The sequence below is a fragment of the Bacillus sp. DNRA2 genome (genome assembly GCF_012843265.1).
GTDB lineage: Bacteria > Bacillota > Bacilli > Bacillales > Cytobacillaceae > Bacillus_BU.
The window spans coordinates 140,171-157,143 of record NZ_JABAIT010000008.1 but is presented as its reverse complement, the minus strand read 5'-3'; the positions used below and the strand labels follow the sequence as shown (position 1 = coordinate 157,143).

Below are 16,973 nucleotides of genomic sequence, written 5' to 3'. Positions count from 1 at the left end.
ATCCCCAACGGGGATAATTATGGAGGAGCCGTATGCGATGACCCGCACGTACGGAACTGTGAGAGGCGCATGAGTAATTCATGCGCCTACTCTATTTTGCCATTTAGGCTGTCTCCAAATGCTTTTTTTCTTTTAAATGATATACTCGATAAAATACAAAAGCTATGACTGTTAATACAGTTCCGATGATGTATGGGAGACCACTAGACAGTGTGAATAGCCAGCCACCGAGAACAGGTCCTGTGATTCTTCCAAATGAATCGAAGGATGATAATAGTCCAGTCGCACTTCCGTGTCCAGTCGTAGACCGCTTTGTTAACAAGGAAGAAATGCTTGGACGAATGACACCATTGCCAATGCCAAAAATAGTTAAGAATACAGCAGCAGTAATAAAATCATTCACAAGTAAAATTAACGCAAAGCCAATTGCTGAGATGATAATTCCACCTTGAATAACTGGACCTTCGCCGTACTGCTTAGTTAATTTACCCATCAATCCACCTTGGACCACTGCGCCTGCTAGCCCCATAATCATAAAAACATAGCCCATTTCTGTTGAATCCATTCCTGCTCTTTCAGCTGCAAAATAGGCAAATGTTGCTTCCAAACCAGACAAAGACAGCGAAATGAATAATTGAAGAATAAACAAGGTGGATAAACTTCCACTAAATGCTTTCCACATTGAGGATTCCTGTTTTGCATTCTCAATTCTGCTTTCCCTTGTTGAGGACTCTTTTAATAAAAGTACGACTAAGACTAAAGTAACAAAAGAAGAAATCGTTGCGATATAAAATGGTAGGCTAAGGCTTGTTTTGGAAAAAATACCTCCAATAGCTGGTCCAAACACAAAGCCGAGCCCCACAGCTGCACCGATGATTCCCATGCCCTTCCCGCGATTTTCAGGGGTAGTGATATCAGCTACATAGGCCATGGAAGTTGGCATATTTGCCGATGAGAGGATCCCCCCAATGATACGTGCAGCGAATAGCATCCATAAACTGTCAGCAATCGCCATCATATAAAATGATATAGCCAGACCAATAACACCTAACATTAACACAGGTTTCCGTCCAATTCTGTCTGAAATTTTCCCCCAAACAGGTGAAAATAACAGCTGCATGATCGAATAAACAGACATAAGTAGCCCTAATTCCGTTGGTGTTGCCCCTAGGTCTTCAGCGTAAAAAGGCAATACAGGAATAATAATCCCGAATCCAACCATAACGAGGAACATTACGAAAAATAAGATGAACATAGCATTTTTATTTTTCAAAAACATTTCACTTCCTAACTTTTCCGATAAATATCATCTACATAATTTATCATATTTATGACTATAAGGGAATTGACATGCTTATTTCAATATACTTAATCGTTATATTTTTAATAAATTTGAATATTTAGCGAGATATGTAATTGATTTGTTTGAATTAATATAATTATGTGATAAATTAGATGAGTAAAGGAGGGATATCAAAATGACATTTACGAACGTAACATTAAATAAAAAAGCGAATATTTATTTTGATGGAAAGGTGACAAGCAGAACAGTCCAATTTACTGATGGTACTAGAAAAACACTAGGAATCATGTTACCGGGTGAGTATGAGTTTTCAACAGTCGAAAGAGAAGAAATGGAAATTCTTGCTGGAAAATTGGATTATAAATTGAATGGTCAGGATTGGAAAACCATTGAAGAACAGGGAATCTTTTTTGTTCCAGCAAATGAATCTTTTCAACTTAAAGTCTATTCAGTTGTTGATTATTGCTGTTCATATCACAAGGAATAAGAATACATACATAAAAACAGAGCGAATGACTGCTCTGTTTTTTCTTTCTTCTCTAATAAATGAATCGAACAATTCCGTACAATGTATCTAGAACGGCTTCAGCTTCTTGTTCTTTTCCAGATGGAATTGGAATTTGAAATTCAGCGATTGTTTCCGTCTCTCCCGCCGAAAATTCAATTTTAACAAAAATGCAAGCTGGACTTCCATTCGTGATTTCTAACGCTTTAAAATAAGCAAACCGATTCCAGTTATAAAATATGACATCACCAATAAGGACACCGTCTGGGCAGATATAAACCTCTTTGACATTAGCAAGTTTCTTTTTATACCATGATAATGCGCTTCCTCTGCCCTGAAAGGATGCGAAGTTAATGGAGTCATCATACGTCCAATGTGCTAAAAAGTCTTTTTCGCCAGCTAATATTTGTTTGCGCACTGAATTAGTATTCTTTTTCGTAAACCAAAATAACGAATATACCGCAATACCGATGATAAAGATGATGCCAATGATAAACGGGAGATAGAAACTCATCATTTACACCCCCATAAATGTATGTTGTTATTAATCATATTGGTAAAAATGTAATTCATTCCAGTACGATGTGGGATATTTTTTTGGCATTGTATTGATTAAATCCGTCATTTGTATCAAAGGAGATTCAATTGCCTGTTTCATTTTCATGATGAAACACTTAACAAATGATTAAATTGCGGTATATAATAATACAGTGAATAGGACAAAGAGTCCCTTCACAGCGGTTATTAGCTAATGTTGAAAGTGAGTGTTCAAGATGGGTCGTAAATGGAATAATATTAAGGACAAGAAAGCGTCTAAAGATGCAAATACTAGTCGTATTTATGCAAAGTTCGGCGTAGAGATTTATGTTGCAGCTAAACAGGGTGAACCGAATCCTGAGGCAAATCAAGCGTTAAAGTTTGTGCTTGAACGAGCAAAAACATATAACGTGCCAAAGCATATCATTGATCGTGCAATTGATAAAGCAAAAGGCGGTTCAGAGGAAAACTACTCAGAGCTTCGCTATGAAGGCTTTGGTCCAAATGGGTCAATGGTGATTGTGGATGCGTTAACAAATAACGTAAACCGTACTGCATCTGACGTTCGTGCAGCCTTTGGAAAAAATGGTGGAAACATGGGCGTGAGTGGATCCGTTGCCTATATGTTTGATGCTACAGCGGTAATTGGTTTAGAAGGTAAAACTTCAGATGAGGTATTGGAGATTTTAATGGAAGCAGATGTCGATGTTCGTGACATTCTTGAAGAGGATGAAGCGGTAATCATTTACGCTGAACCAGATCAATTCCATGCTGTACAAGCGGCACTTAAAGAAGCAGGTGTAACAGAATTCACCGTTGCTGAACTTACGATGCTAGCTCAAAATGAAGTAACACTACCAGAAGATGGGCAATTAAAGTTCGAAAAAATGATTGATGTATTAGAAGACCTCGACGATGTACAACGCGTCTACCACAATGTAGATTTAGGTGAATAATAATACATATCTCAGACCGATTGTTCTATAACAACGGTCTGTTTTATTTTTTAAAAATGATCATTCAATTGTACAAAAAAGTAAAAAAATTAAAAAAATGATTGACGAAGTTTAATAACTGTCATATATTAATAATATGAAAAATAAATTGTTATATAACAGAAAGGGGAAATGACAAATGGATATGTATCGTCAGGCTTACGAAAGCTATAAATCGGCTTGTGAAAACTATGGAATGGAGACCATGAACTTTAATTTGTTTATCAAGCATTTAACAGATGAGCAACTATCTCAATTCAGTAAAACAAATAATTAATGAAATAGGATGTGATTACCACGGATATTGAAGCGGAAGTCAAGGTCTAAAAACCCTGCCAGTATGTAAAAATACAAGGCGGGGTTTTTTGTGTTTTAAACCGAAGGATTTTTCAATATACATAATAAGCAATACGTAAAATATTAATGAACAAAGATAAGTTATGTTACAATAGTTAGTGATTAATTGATGAAATATTCTTTATTTTGAATGGTGGTGTGCGCATGGGATATCGCGGAAGATTAAGCATTACGATAATAAGTTTAATGGTGGGAATTCCTTATTGCGTATATAACTATATAACTCTCCAAAGTAGTACTAGAACACTGATTGACATGATGGTGTTAATAACGGTAACGGCCATCGTCTATTGGCTTGGAATGCAATACGACCGGGCAACCTTTTATCATAAAGAATTAAAATTGAAACAACAACAATTATTAAATAGTTATCAACAATTAATGGCATCACAACAAAAGCTCAGAGAGTTAGCCTATTATGATGAATTGACATCCCTACCGAATCGTGTTCTATTATATAATTATTTAAAAAAGTCGCTTATTGATATAAAACAGAATAAGCAAATGCTAGCTGTATTGTTTATTGATTTAGATGGATTTAAAGAAGTAAATGATCGAACGGGGCATAACGTTGGGGATATGCTTTTGAAAGAAATAGGGAAAAGAATCCAATCATGTGTTAGAAATGTAGACTTAGTATCCAGACTTGGTGGAGATGAATTTATAGTTGTTTTAAGTAATTGTGATCGAGAGGCAGCTAGTGATGTTGCTAATCGAATTATCAGGGAGGTTTCCTATCCTTATCATTTTAATCATGTGAATTTTCAAATTACGGCAAGCATTGGGGCAAGTATTGCTCCTGATGATGGTGATAATGAAGAAGATTTAATCCAAAATGCAGATAAGGCGATGTATTTTGCAAAAAGCAAAGGAAAAAATACATTTGCTTTCTATGATAAGAAGCTTGTGCAGTGATATGGATTACTAATAATAAGAATAAGCAGGATTAAAAAAGGGCTGACGAATGTCAGCCCTTATCTTTTTTGCTGGAATCTTTTTGCTTTTCTTGTGTTTCCTTTGGTTTACCGAATTGTTCATTAATTTCGTTTGCTAATTCTTCTAAAAATTCATCTGATAAGAGTGGTTTTTTTGCTTGTGCCATATTAACTGACTTACCTTTCTAATTTTTTATTATCATCTTTAGCGAAATTCTGTTTATTCATTCAAAATTAGTAAGGATCATCTAATTTTTAGGATGAAAAAGCCTAATTGTGTAAATCCTTTAAGGTAGGAATGGTCGGTTTTAATGAATGGAGTGTGGTTAAAAATGGTTTCTTCAATTAAAAGGTTACTAATCGGAAGACCATTAAAATCAACTGAGCTTGGAGAACAAAAGCTTACAAAAATCAAGGCATTAGCAATCCTTTCATCTGATGCCTTATCGTCAGTAGCGTATGGTCCTGAACAAATCTTAATCGTGTTAGTTACCATCAGTACTGCAGCATTTTGGTATTCAATCCCTATCGCTATCGGTGTATTAATATTGTTAGTCGCATTAATTCTTTCCTATCGGCAAATTATTTTTGCCTATCCACATGGTGGTGGTGCTTACGTAGTATCTAAACAAAATCTTGGCGTGAATTCAGGTTTAGTTGCCGGCGGTTCCCTCCTAGTCGATTATATCTTAACAGTTGCGGTAAGTGTTTCAGCAGGTACAGACGCTATTACCTCAGCTTTACCTGGGCTCCATCAATACAATGTTCTAATTGGAATAGTTTTCGTGATATTTTTGACGATTCTAAACTTAAGGGGAGTGACAGAGTCAGCATCGATTTTGGCCTATCCAGTGTATTTATTCGTCTTTGCTTTATTTATCTTAATCATAGTTGGAATGATCCAGATCACAAGTGGCAATGTGCCAGAAAATCTCCACGCACCGATCGGTTCCCCTGTCGCTGGAATGAGCTTGTTTCTTCTACTAAGAGCTTTTGCATCAGGTAGCTCAGCTTTAACTGGAGTAGAAGCGATTTCGAATGCCATTCCAAATTTTAAGGAACCAGCCCCAAATAATGCCTCGAAAACTCTAATTGCAATGGGGTTATTATTAGCAGGATTATTTACAGGAATTGTATTTTTATCATACTTTTATGGAATTGCACCTAAGGAAGAAGTAACGGTCGTTTCCCAAATTGCAGAAGTAATCTTTGGGAGAAATGTTATTTACTACTTTATTCAAGGAACAACTGCATTAATCTTAATTCTTGCCGCCAATACAGGTTACTCTGCCTTTCCATTGCTTGCCGTTAATTTAGCTAATGATAAATTTATACCTAGGATGTTTACAAATCGTGGTGATCGTTTAGGTTATTCTAATGGGATCTTAATGCTTGGAGTCTCTTCCATCTTACTAATTATTGCATTTAGGGGGCGAACCGAGCATTTGATTCCACTTTATGCAGTAGGAGTATTTATTCCATTCACACTGTCACAATCCGGTATGATGGTGAAATGGATTCGCGAAAAACCTAATGGTTGGTTACCGAAATTCATTGTTAACACAATCGGAGCCGTCATCAGTCTAATTGTGACGATAGTATTTTTTTTAACGAAGTTTATCCAAATTTGGCCAGTTCTCATTTTTATCCCGGTCATCATTTTTATTTTTCATCGGATTAATAAACATTATCGAGATGTCGGTGAACAATTGAGGATAACAGAACACGATCGCATCAACCCGATTAAAGGTAATGTGATTATCGTACCAATTGCCGGAATGACAAAAGTAGTTCAGAATTCGTTAAACTACGCAAAATCTTTTCCAGCAGATCAGATTATTGCTGTTAATGTTTCTTTTGATCGTGAGGCAGGTAAAAAGTTAGAAGAAAAATGGAATAGCTGGGAGCCGGAGGTGAGATTGGTCAGTTTATATTCTTATTATCGGAGTATTATTCAGCCGTTAACGAAGTTCATTGACACCGTAGAACATAAGGCGAGTGAAGCAAATTATCAAGTAACCGTCATCATTCCGCAATTTATACCGAAGAAGGGGTGGCATCATATTTTGCACAATCAATCGAGCTTATTGATTCGTACATATTTATTGTATAAGCGAAAAGTAGTTGTCTCTACTGTACCGTTTCATTTTATCAAATAAAACGGAAAGGGAAATAGAAACTGAATCTTAATTTGTTACTGTTATTATAGTAAAAAGTAATAAAACCTTCACAACTATGACACCTAATCAATGATAAAATACTGTTAATGTTAAAAACAGTTAGGAGCGACAACATGGAGGAATTACTTAAACAACTTATCGAAAATGTTAGTGAAATAAAAAATAATCTCACGAAGATTGACGACTCCATACATGTATTAGAGAATCGTTTATCAAGATTAGAAAAGATGGATAGCATAGAGCACCGTGTATCAGTCAATCAAATTGACCTAACAGATATTAAGGAAATTGTTGAAAAGATGGAACAATTCCAGAAAGAAATCATTTTACCAATGACGAAAAAACAATACAGTGATGAATTAGCATATATTCATAAACGCTTAGACGCACAATTGACCAAAATTGCCCAAAATGAAGAAACTATTTTGATGATGTCAGGGAAAAAAGAAAAAGCGAATTAACAATATTTACCCCCCACACCATAAGGAGTGGGGGGTATTATTAGTTATCCAATTTTACTTGAGTGCGAGTTTTAAAGGATAGTTGTTTTTTGAGGGTAACTGTAATATCCTCAAATAAAAGTTCCATACCAACGATAGTTAGGGATAGGAAGTCTGCATAATGCTTCTTAACTTCCCATTTCAATTCATGTTCACCACAAATACTATACTCATTGATACCTTCAATTTCTTTTTTGATTTTTGCCAATTCGGCCGTTTTTTCAGCTTCAGGTAATGTCATAAGGTGATCGATTTGGGCAATATACTTCATTGAAGCAGCAATTTTGCTCTTTACATCTTCATAAGTTGTTTTATCGATTAAGTTATATTTTAGCTTGAAGTCGTTTAATAAACTAGCAGATTCATAGGTTGAGTTAACAATTTCATCACGAGTCATCTTATTTGTTTCATAACTTAGCATGTATTTCCAAGATGGAGCTTTAATGGCTTCACGGTGGTCCTCAAGTGAATTACAGAATTTTTTATAACCGTAAAGCTCCGGATTCTCAAACGCTGGGCTTGCTGGGTCCAAGAATGGAGCAAGCGGAGCAACAAAGTAAGAGAGACGGCGGTCCTGATTACATGCATTATGAATTTCTTCGACAAAATCAATATTCTTTAAGGCACTTGCATAATCCTGATCAGGAATACCAACCATGAAGAACAGGTCGATTTTCGCACAGCCATGCTTTAATGCAAAGTTTAAGGTGTCGATGACTTTCTTGTTGGTACAACGGAATTTTCCGTTAAATCGTCTGATTCCTTCATCATGTGTTTCTAATGTTAACTCCATGCTATATTTTGGTACAGCGTCGTTAATCTTATTAAAGAATTCTTCATCAGCATATTGGAACAATTCAAAGACTAGTTCATTTTTTAGGTTAATTTGTTTTAACCGACTTAAAAATTCATCTACATACTCTTTACCGCCTTGACGGATGTCATGCAGAATAAAGATAGGAGCACGGCTAAAGCGTTGAATAAATTGTATATCCTCGACCAATTTGGCTGGTGAACGTAATGCTAAACCTGGGCGATTACAGTTTTGCTCGTAGGAAAGTTTTGATCCTCCGCAAATCAAGCAGCCTTGTGTACAACCACGTGCTGTTAAGATTGCGGTGTTAGGATATTGTAACCAACCGTTATATGGAAGTGGATCTTTGAAGTTAAAGTATTTAAAGACCGATTTAATCGAATATCGATAACCTGGAACATCAAATTCATCTAAGCTATCTGGCACATACGTTAGCGGGTTAGAAACAGTTTCACCATTTCCGTCTCTCCATGATAAATTCGGGATATCATTAAAATGCTTTTTGCCATATTTGATTTCTTCAATAAGCATCAGCATTAATTTTTCGGTTGAATCTCCGCGCATAACGAAATCAATAAAAGGATAGTCATTAATTAAATCCTTGTGATAGTATGTTGCGGATAAGCCACCAAAAATGATAGGTGTTTCAGGATGGAATTTTTTTGTTAGCTTTGCAAGTTCGATACTACCGTGAGCATGTGGCAACCAGTGTAAATCAATTCCAATTGCATGAGCCTTTATTCCTTTTAATTTCTTTTCAACATTAAAGTTAGGATTCATCAGCATGCGGTTAGCAATGTTGATAATCTTTACCTTTAAACCATGTCTTTCTAAATAATCTGCAATACTAGTTAAACCAATCGGGTACATTTCGAATACCGGTGAGGATGGTACTACATCACTGATTGGTCCAGCTAATAATGAATTCTCACGGAAATCATAAACACTCGGAGCATGTAATAGGACTAAATCGTATTTCATATATCGTCACCTCAATGAGTTTTTTTACCATTCGTTTTATTAGAAAAATTTGTTGTGATGTTATTCACATCTATCACGTGATAATCGTATTAAAAAAAGGAAATTAAATCTATATCTATAAAAATTGGACAAGAAACGTTCGAAAAGCTGTTTCGAAATCTTGTCCAACTGTGATGTATTTCGCATTTTTAGTCATTATTTTTATAAAAAAGGTTGATAAAATGTAATATTGATATAACTTTGGAATATATTGAATTTTTCTGCAAATAGTGTAAAATTACACCATAGGGAAAATTTGAAATCGATTTTAAAAAAACGATGAGGGGGTGAAGGTCTTGGATGGACCATTAAAAAATGAGCGAAAAAAGATGTTTTTGGAGGAATTACATCAATTATTAGAAGAAGATTACATTTCCGGGAAACAATTTAACGATATTGCCAGAGCACATCACCAGTATTATCGTGATTTGCAATTTGACGAGGAAATAAAGCCAAAAGAACGAAAAACAGCTATTCAACCAACTACACCACCTGATCGCACACAACATGGATTGATCAAAATGAAAGTACAAACAAAACAGAAGATAGAAAAGAAAAAACTGACAAGCGAGGAGATAAGGGAAAGAAATATTACATGGTCGTTAAACCTGGGTGTCATTTTACTCCTTATCAGTGGTTTGTTTGTGGCAACCAGTAATTGGGCAGTGATGACAAACTGGATGAAAAGTAGCCTGATTGGCTTCATTTCCTTCCTGTTTTTTGGGATATCCTATTTATCAAAGCGTGTACTGAAAATTGAAAAAACTGGCCTAGCCTTTATTGTATTGGGTAGCTTGTTTTTACCCATTTTCCTTCTTTCGATTGGTTGGTTTGAATTACTTGGAACGTATTTGTCTTTTAACGGAGAGGGAAAATATATCTTTGGATTATTATGCTGTATCCCACTCATTCCGATTTATATTACGATTGCCAAAAAGCTTTCATCACGTCTATTTGTGTGGTTTTCTTATTTGACTATTACCGCTTGGGCGGCATTTTTAATTGCTTCACTCCAATTGCGACAAGATTGGTTTTATTTGGGATTCATGCTTTATAACGCAATAACTGTAATAGGCTTTCATAAATGGAAAGGTCGAGAGAATCTCAAGTTATTCACAAATGAACTAGTAGCATTTGCGCAAATCCAGCTAGTAATATCATCATTATTAACATTAGTTTTTTATGAGAATCAGTTAGTCAATGGCATCAATATATTACTAACTGCCGTGGTTTATCTTAGTATGGTTTTTGTCAGTGGAAAAAAAGAGTATCATTTTGTCTTTAGCACAATGATTGTTTATGGTGCTTATCAGGTAATTGAACATTCGCTGCTAACGAACTTTGCTGCAGTACTTTTTGTCTGTGTGGGGATTGGATTTTTAGCAGTTCCACGATTTCTTAATGACGATGTTTACTGGAGAAAAATATTTCAATTAACAAGTTCTGTCGTTTCCGTTGCCGCATATATCTATATAAGTTTTGAGGCCTTTATTGTTAATATGCATGAGGGTGCTCCTTCTATAGCAATTTGTTTAGCGTACTTATTGTTGTCAGTTCAATTTGTTTATTTGGCCAACAGCATGAAGACACTGATATTTCGCTACCTAAGTCCCATCTTTTTAGCTTCCGCCCTGTTTGAGTTTGTGAATTTAGCCAACAAAGTCATGGGACTTGATGAGTTAACATTCCCGATATTTATGATTGGCTTTATTTTATTTGGTTTATTAGGGTACTACTTCAGATATTCCTACCTTGATATGATCAAGCAGAGCTCACGTGATGTAGGTCTTGCAATCATGGTGCTAGGTATTTTATTGACTTTGTTTTATGAGAAATGGCTTCAATTAGGTTTTATCTCTTTATTACTAGCTGTTGCTTTCTATATTTGCATTCAGATTGAGAAACGGCGGATCGTAATCTTAGCGGCTCAATGGTTGCTACCGCTATCATTGGCACTCTCAGGATCAGCATTTAGTGAACAACTTCGCTCGATTTCAGATTTTTATTTTATCAATTTTGGTATAGCGATAAATGCCATTTGGGGTAGTGTTTTTTCTTTTATATCTTACTATTGCTGGAAAAAGCTGAAGAAATTGGAGAACTCAAGTAATTCTTTTATGATAGGACAATTGTTTTACACAATGGCAATTTTGTTTGCATTGACAACTTCACTTGATGTGCAATGGGTTCGTCCAGCAATTCTCATTGGTGGAATAGCTGTCTATATTTCGTTTTACCGGGTTACGTTATATCAATGGCTACCATATTGTATAGGGGTTATGAGTTTAATAAGCTATTTCGCGTTGTTGCAATCACTTTATTTACAAATTCGTGTGCCAACGAGTTTGATATACTTTGAAAATACAGTGGCTGGAACAATCCTTCTTCTTATTGGTTATTTTATAAGAAGTAAGTATAAGGCAATAGCAAAGGGACTATTTTGGATTGGACATTTATATCTACCTTTTGCACTCGCATTCAGTTTCTTCATTTTTGCAGAAAAGGTTGTTTGGAGTTTCATCATTACTGCTGTAATTTATTTTGCAAGTGCATATTTGTCAACGAAAGAATGGCAAATCAGAACATTTTTATATTCCGGCTTTACCTCGATATTTTTATGGATTGTAACGGGTATGTTAAATCTACATTTTTCTCTTGAACTGCAATATGCATTTTTATTTACTAGCTTGGTAATGATGGGATATTGGCTTGTAGCTGCACCGGAATTTAAAAATCGTACAAAATATTATCTCGTACCGTTTTCTATCATTGGAATCGCTGCTTTTATCGGAATCTATCCGTTTACACTTATACTGTTTATCGTCACCGTTGGCTATTCGTTGGGGTTACTTGCATATTTAACCTTGATAAATTGGAACATTATGACGTTTGTCCCTTTGCTGCTGTTCTTCTCAGCAACCATGCAGTATTTACTCCAGGCAACAATGCTGGATGTATATAAAATGATGATGGTAGGCGTAATTGGCCTCGTTTTGATAATAGTAGGCAAGATTACCTATCAACAATTGTGCGAGGTGGATGAGAAGGGGATAGTCAAACAGATTGATGGCTATACCATTATTGCTTTTTTGTTCCTAGGAGCGGGCTATTTGTTTAATACTGACTTAATATTCACAGTATCTATTCCTGGAATACTCATCTCATTAGCTCTCTGGCTTCAAATAGTAAGAGTGCCTACGCACTTAAGAATTTGGCTGAAGGCTTTAAGTGGTATCTATTTGCTAGAACCTTATTATGCAACCATTGCAAAAGTAGATATACCACTATTGTTGGAACGAGAAGTACTCGTGCTTCCTTTAGTTGCGGTTACCATATTCCTCCGATATAGTTTAAAAGGAAAATATAAGCACATTACCAATAAAATTCAATGGATCATCTTAATTTTTGTCTCATTAACACTCGTTCAAGATGGCTTAGCTAGCTCGACGATTTATGATGCCATTATTTTAGGGACATTATCACTCTTATCAATGTTAGCCGGGATGTATTGGAAGGTGAAATCGTTCTTCTTAGTTGGATCAGGGGTACTATTATTAAATGTATTGCTGCAAACACGTCCGTTTTGGGGGAATATGCCTTGGTGGGTATATATGCTTATTGCTGGTTCAATTCTTATTACTGTTGCCAGTTTTAATGAATGGAATAAGCAGAAACTTGCCAAAGGAGAAATAACCGGACTGACCAAATTTAAGGAAAAAGTTCAATCGTGGTATAAAAAGTGGGATTAAACAAAGCGAGGCTGAAGCGGAGTTTATCAGCCTCGTTTTTATATGAAAGGCTGTGTTAAAAAAGAATGTTGTTTTTTACAATGTAGATTGGAGTGGAAGGCGCGAAGACTCCTGCGGGAGCAGCGGGACAGGTGAGACCCCGCAGGAGCCTTAGCTCCGAGGAGGCTCACCGCCCGCCCCGCGGAAAGCGAAGCGCCTGTAACGGAAATCTACACACACCTTTAACACAGCCCTTTGGAAAAATTGTTATTTTATGATAGAAATGAACCGAGATTCGTCGAATATTGTTTAAAAAAATAATATCGCGCAACGTTTTTTCTATGTTATGATTTTTATGCTTTTGATATTGCGACGGGGAGGGTGCTATGGAACAATTTATGGAACAATTTGTTCTCATTTTTGTTGGACTTATTTTATCAATTTTTATTCTATTATTAATTTTAAAAACACACAGGAAATTTGGGTTGGGAGAAAGCCTTGATGATGTACAGGCATTTATTGAAAATAATGGCGGGACACATGTATCGCATTTGACTTTCCTTAATGATAAAGAAGTATATCGAACTAAAAACAATAAAGTGTTATTTGTTTATCAATTGATTGGGAATAAAGCGATTGTCCTAGGGGACCCGATTGGAAAAGATGAGTATATTCGTGATGCAATTCAAGAATTTCAAAAATATTGTAAAGAATTAAATAAGACTCCAGTTTATTACCAAGTATCAGAACGGTTCTTATTATTCTACCGAAATTTTCATTATCGACTGTTTAAATTAGGGGAAGAGGCAAAACTAAATTTGCATGAGTTTAGCTTAGCTGGCAAAAAAGGAGCCAAGCTGCGGACGAGGAAGAATAAATTTGAACGAAATGGTTATCAATTTGCAGTTTCATTTCCGCCTCATAATCATGGACTGTTAGAGACAGCCGAAGATATTTCTAATTGTTGGTTAGGTGAACGCAAAGAAAAGGGATATTCAGTCGGGTTTTTCTGTAAGGATTATCTCTCACGGTTTCCGATTGCTACTCTAACAAATCCTGACGGAAAAATGATTGCATTCGCATCACTTGCATGTGATAAGCAAAAACAAAAAAAGACATTTACGGTTGACTTAATGAGACATACATCTGATTGTCCTCATGGAACAATGGATTTTTTGTTTTTATCGATTTTCCAGTGGTGTAAGGAACAAGGTTATGATTGGTGTAGTATGGGAATGTCTCCATTAGCCAATGTTGGGACTTCAAAACAGGCGACAACATATGAAAAGCTCGCTCGATATGTGTTCGAACACGGAGATTCGTTTTATAAGTTTAAAGGATTACATGAGTATAAAAATAAGTTCACTCCACAATGGGAATCTAGATATTTAGTATATAAGAAATCATTTTTACCATTTTTATTTTTGCAATTAATTTTCCTTATTCATCAGAATAATACGAAGAAAGCTGAAGCTAAATTAGCACGGGGCTTACGACGTGCCAGTTGATTTTCGGAAAATATGAAAAGAGGCGAAGTTCCGGAGGGGATTTCACCTCTTTTTAGTTTGTTTACATCAAATTTTAATAGGTATTTTTTGATGGATGTTGTCTGTTAAGGGTGCACATTTACAGTGAGTGTAATAGAATGGGAGTAAGGAAATCTTTGTTATATTAAGTGTTACAAGCTTTATCGCTGTGTTTTTAGGGTGTACAAATGTGTGTGTCATGTAGTGCGGAACCTAAATTGGGAGGTTGAAACATGACTAGTCAGAGATTGCATTCGTTTTTAGTGGATAATTTGCAGGAACTGAAACAAAAAAACTTATACAATGTGATTGATCCGCTTGAAAGTCCCAATGGTTCAGTGATTACCATTAACGGAAAAAGCCTGATTAATCTTTCATCGAATAATTACCTGGGTTTGGCGACGGACCAACGCCTGAAAAATGCTGCAATCAATGCCATTAATACTTTTGGAGTAGGCAGTGGGGCAGTTCGGACGATAAATGGTACGCTAACTCTCCATGCGATTCTTGAAGAAAGACTTGCCAAATTCAAACAGACCGAAGCAGCCATAAGTTATCAGTCAGGGTTTAATTGCAACATGGCAGCCATCTCGGCAGTAATGGACGAAAATGATGCCATTCTTTCTGATGAACTAAATCATGCATCGATTATCGATGGCTGTCGGCTTTCAAAAGCGAAAATTATCCGTTATCAGCATTCCAATATGGAAGACCTAAAGAAGCAAGCCATCCAGGCCAAAAATTCAGGACGTTTTAACAAAATCATGGTGATCACTGATGGAGTGTTCTCAATGGACGGTGATATTGCAAAGCTTCCGGAAATCGTCGAGATTGCCCAGGAGTTCGATTTAATTACCTATGTAGATGATGCTCACGGTTCGGGTGTGTTGGGTAAAGGAGCGGGTACCGTTAAACACTTTGGACTATCAGACAAAATCGATTTTCAGATAGGTACTCTTTCAAAAGCGATTGGTGTAATCGGTGGCTATGTTGCTGGTAAACAAGCATTGATAGATTGGCTGAAGGTTCGCAGCCGTCCGTTTCTATTCTCGACAGCAATGACTCCTCAAGACACGGCAGCTTGCATAAAGGCCATAAGTATATTAATGGAGTCTTCAGAACTTAATGAGCGTTTATGGGAAAATGGTTACTATTTAAAAAAAGGTTTAAAGGAATTAGGCTTTAACATCGGTAAAAGTGAAACACCAATTACACCATGTATCATTGGTGATGAAGTACAGACACAAGAGTTTAGTCGGCGATTAATAGAAGCGGGCGTATACGCCAAAGCAATCGTTTTTCCAACGGTTGCCAAAGGAACCGGCCGAGTTCGTAACATGCCGACTGCAGCACATACGAAAGAAATGCTCGATTCAGCGATTGCCATTTATGAAAAGGTTGGCAAGCAAATGGGCTTAATTTAGCAACTCTATTGGATCCTGACTCTACGCTCAGTAGAGTTTCAAACGGAGGAGCAGCGATGAAGAAAATATTGATTACAGGAGCGCTAGGACAAATTGGAACGGAATTAACCGCTTTTTTAAGACATATTTACGGAAACGCTAACGTTATTGCAACAGATATTAACAGTACAGGCACCGAAACAACAGAGAGCGGTCCATTCGAGATACTTGATGTGACAAATGGGATGGCAATGGCTAATATCGTCAAGCAGTATCAAGTCGATACAATTATTCACTTGGCTGCACTGCTATCGGCTAAAGCAGAAAAGAATCCTTTACAGGCATGGAATTTAAACATGGGAGGCTTAATCAATGCACTGGAAACAGCAAGGGAATGCAAATGTCAGTTTTTTACGCCAAGTTCGATTGGTGCATTTGGTCCGTCTACACCAAAAGTTCAAACCCCTCAAGACACCTTCATGCGTCCGACCACCATGTATGGCATAAATAAAGTTTCCGGGGAACTGTTAAGTGATTATTATTTTCTAAAACACGGGGTTGATACAAGAGGTTTGAGATTTCCAGGGTTAATTTCCTATAAAACTGCACCAGGCGGTGGAACGACGGATTATGCGGTGGAAATTTATTATGAAGCATTAGCGAATGGCCAATACACCTGTTACTTAGACAAGGGGACCTATCTTGATATGATGTATATGCCAGATGCATTGCAGGCAATTGTCGATTTGATGGAGGCTGCCCCCACAAAACTTAAATATAGAAATTCTTATAATGTAACTGCGATGAGTTTTGACCCAGAGGAGATTGCTGCGGAGATTAAGAAGCATATTCCGGGTTTTATTTTATCCTATAAAATAGATCCGATCAGGCAGGCAATCGCTGAAAGCTGGCCCAATTCACTTGATGCATCAGCAGCAAAAGCAGAATGGGGTTTTAAAGCAAATTATAGCCTCTCTGCTATGACTGAAGACATGCTGGCCCAGTTAGGACATGATAAATCTCCACTCGCAAGTTAATCGTTATTTTTATGCCTAAAGCTGATTCTTTTTCTATGAAAACGTAATCAGCTTTTTTTCATATGCCTTTAATCGTTTGTTAATAGAATGTTCACAATGTGTCGCTAAGATATATTTATAGGGCTATAAAACG

At 36.4% G+C, this 16,973-nt stretch carries 14 protein-coding genes; 10 read left to right on the top strand and 4 right to left on the bottom strand.

The window, feature by feature from the left end:
- Positions 1–103 precede the first annotated feature (103 nt).
- On the bottom strand, positions 104–1,273 hold the full coding sequence (locus HHO41_RS09420) for an MFS transporter (RefSeq protein WP_169097808.1): 1,170 nt from the start codon (positions 1,271–1,273) through the stop codon (positions 104–106).
- Positions 1,274–1,478: 205 nt separating this feature from the next.
- On the opposite strand from HHO41_RS09420, the gene ppnP reads away from it, so the two are divergent.
- Positions 1,479–1,790, top strand: coding sequence for a pyrimidine/purine nucleoside phosphorylase (gene ppnP / locus HHO41_RS09415; protein ID WP_169097806.1), 312 nt, complete (start codon positions 1,479–1,481; stop codon positions 1,788–1,790).
- A 52-nt stretch (positions 1,791–1,842) separates the two neighbouring features.
- Here ppnP and HHO41_RS09410 read toward each other — a convergent pair whose 3' ends face one another.
- Complete coding sequence (locus HHO41_RS09410) at positions 1,843–2,322, bottom strand: hypothetical protein (RefSeq protein ID WP_169097804.1); 480 nt, start codon at positions 2,320–2,322, stop codon at positions 1,843–1,845.
- A gap of 259 nt (positions 2,323–2,581) precedes the next feature.
- Here HHO41_RS09410 and HHO41_RS09405 point away from each other — a divergent pair, with 259 nt between their 5' ends.
- The 3 genes from HHO41_RS09405 (at position 2,582) to HHO41_RS09395 (ending at position 4,612) form a co-directional block, all read left to right on the top strand.
- Complete coding sequence (locus tag HHO41_RS09405) at positions 2,582–3,301, top strand: YebC/PmpR family DNA-binding transcriptional regulator (RefSeq protein WP_169097802.1); 720 nt, start codon at positions 2,582–2,584, stop codon at positions 3,299–3,301.
- 178 nt (positions 3,302–3,479) lie between these two features.
- Positions 3,480–3,617, top strand: coding sequence for a hypothetical protein (locus HHO41_RS09400; protein WP_169097800.1), 138 nt, complete (start codon positions 3,480–3,482; stop codon positions 3,615–3,617).
- 224 nt (positions 3,618–3,841) lie between these two features.
- Positions 3,842–4,612: a GGDEF domain-containing protein gene (locus HHO41_RS09395; protein WP_169097798.1), complete on the top strand. Its 771-nt coding sequence runs from the start codon at positions 3,842–3,844 to the stop codon at positions 4,610–4,612.
- Positions 4,613–4,664: 52 nt separating this feature from the next.
- Here the strand turns inward: HHO41_RS09395 and HHO41_RS22625 are convergent, their stop codons facing one another.
- Positions 4,665–4,799 (bottom strand): hypothetical protein, encoded by a 135-nt coding sequence (locus HHO41_RS22625; protein WP_282434277.1) that lies wholly within the window; start codon positions 4,797–4,799, stop codon positions 4,665–4,667.
- A 165-nt stretch (positions 4,800–4,964) separates the two neighbouring features.
- Between HHO41_RS22625 and HHO41_RS09390 the strand changes: the two genes are divergently transcribed.
- The gene (locus HHO41_RS09390; RefSeq protein ID WP_169097796.1) at positions 4,965–6,791 is read left to right on the top strand and encodes an APC family permease; all 1,827 of its coding nucleotides are present in this window, start codon (positions 4,965–4,967) and stop codon (positions 6,789–6,791) included.
- A gap of 134 nt (positions 6,792–6,925) precedes the next feature.
- Complete coding sequence (locus tag HHO41_RS09385; RefSeq protein WP_169097794.1) at positions 6,926–7,273, top strand: hypothetical protein; 348 nt, start codon at positions 6,926–6,928, stop codon at positions 7,271–7,273.
- Positions 7,274–7,313: 40 nt separating this feature from the next.
- Here HHO41_RS09385 and HHO41_RS09380 read toward each other — a convergent pair whose 3' ends face one another.
- Positions 7,314–9,107: a TIGR04190 family B12-binding domain/radical SAM domain protein gene (locus HHO41_RS09380; protein WP_169097792.1), complete on the bottom strand. Its 1,794-nt coding sequence runs from the start codon at positions 9,105–9,107 to the stop codon at positions 7,314–7,316.
- A gap of 335 nt (positions 9,108–9,442) precedes the next feature.
- On the opposite strand from HHO41_RS09380, the gene HHO41_RS09375 reads away from it, so the two are divergent.
- From HHO41_RS09375 to HHO41_RS09360, 4 genes are all read left to right on the top strand, one after another.
- Positions 9,443–12,895, top strand: coding sequence for a hypothetical protein (locus HHO41_RS09375; protein WP_169097790.1), 3,453 nt, complete (start codon positions 9,443–9,445; stop codon positions 12,893–12,895).
- Between the two features lie 365 nt (positions 12,896–13,260).
- The gene (locus HHO41_RS09370; protein ID WP_169097788.1) at positions 13,261–14,382 is read left to right on the top strand and encodes a phosphatidylglycerol lysyltransferase domain-containing protein; all 1,122 of its coding nucleotides are present in this window, start codon (positions 13,261–13,263) and stop codon (positions 14,380–14,382) included.
- A gap of 251 nt (positions 14,383–14,633) precedes the next feature.
- On the top strand, positions 14,634–15,824 hold the full coding sequence (locus HHO41_RS09365; RefSeq protein ID WP_169097786.1) for a glycine C-acetyltransferase: 1,191 nt from the start codon (positions 14,634–14,636) through the stop codon (positions 15,822–15,824).
- Between the two features lie 56 nt (positions 15,825–15,880).
- Positions 15,881–16,840, top strand: coding sequence for an L-threonine 3-dehydrogenase (locus HHO41_RS09360; protein WP_169097784.1), 960 nt, complete (start codon positions 15,881–15,883; stop codon positions 16,838–16,840).
- Positions 16,841–16,973: the final 133 nt, after the last annotated feature.

Coding starts and splice junctions, on each gene's coding strand:
- ppnP (WP_169097806.1), top strand. CDS start 1,479: ATGACATTTACGAACGTAACATTAAATAAAAAAGCGAATATTTATTTT.
- HHO41_RS09410 (WP_169097804.1), bottom strand. CDS start 2,322: ATGAGTTTCTATCTCCCGTTTATCATTGGCATCATCTTTATCATCGGT.
- HHO41_RS09405 (WP_169097802.1), top strand. CDS start 2,582: ATGGGTCGTAAATGGAATAATATTAAGGACAAGAAAGCGTCTAAAGAT.
- HHO41_RS09400 (WP_169097800.1), top strand. CDS start 3,480: ATGGATATGTATCGTCAGGCTTACGAAAGCTATAAATCGGCTTGTGAA.
- HHO41_RS09395 (WP_169097798.1), top strand. CDS start 3,842: ATGGGATATCGCGGAAGATTAAGCATTACGATAATAAGTTTAATGGTG.
- HHO41_RS22625 (WP_282434277.1), bottom strand. CDS start 4,799: ATGGCACAAGCAAAAAAACCACTCTTATCAGATGAATTTTTAGAAGAA.
- HHO41_RS09390 (WP_169097796.1), top strand. CDS start 4,965: ATGGTTTCTTCAATTAAAAGGTTACTAATCGGAAGACCATTAAAATCA.
- HHO41_RS09385 (WP_169097794.1), top strand. CDS start 6,926: ATGGAGGAATTACTTAAACAACTTATCGAAAATGTTAGTGAAATAAAA.
- HHO41_RS09380 (WP_169097792.1), bottom strand. CDS start 9,107: ATGAAATACGATTTAGTCCTATTACATGCTCCGAGTGTTTATGATTTC.
- HHO41_RS09370 (WP_169097788.1), top strand. CDS start 13,261: ATGGAACAATTTATGGAACAATTTGTTCTCATTTTTGTTGGACTTATT.
- HHO41_RS09365 (WP_169097786.1), top strand. CDS start 14,634: ATGACTAGTCAGAGATTGCATTCGTTTTTAGTGGATAATTTGCAGGAA.
- HHO41_RS09360 (WP_169097784.1), top strand. CDS start 15,881: ATGAAGAAAATATTGATTACAGGAGCGCTAGGACAAATTGGAACGGAA.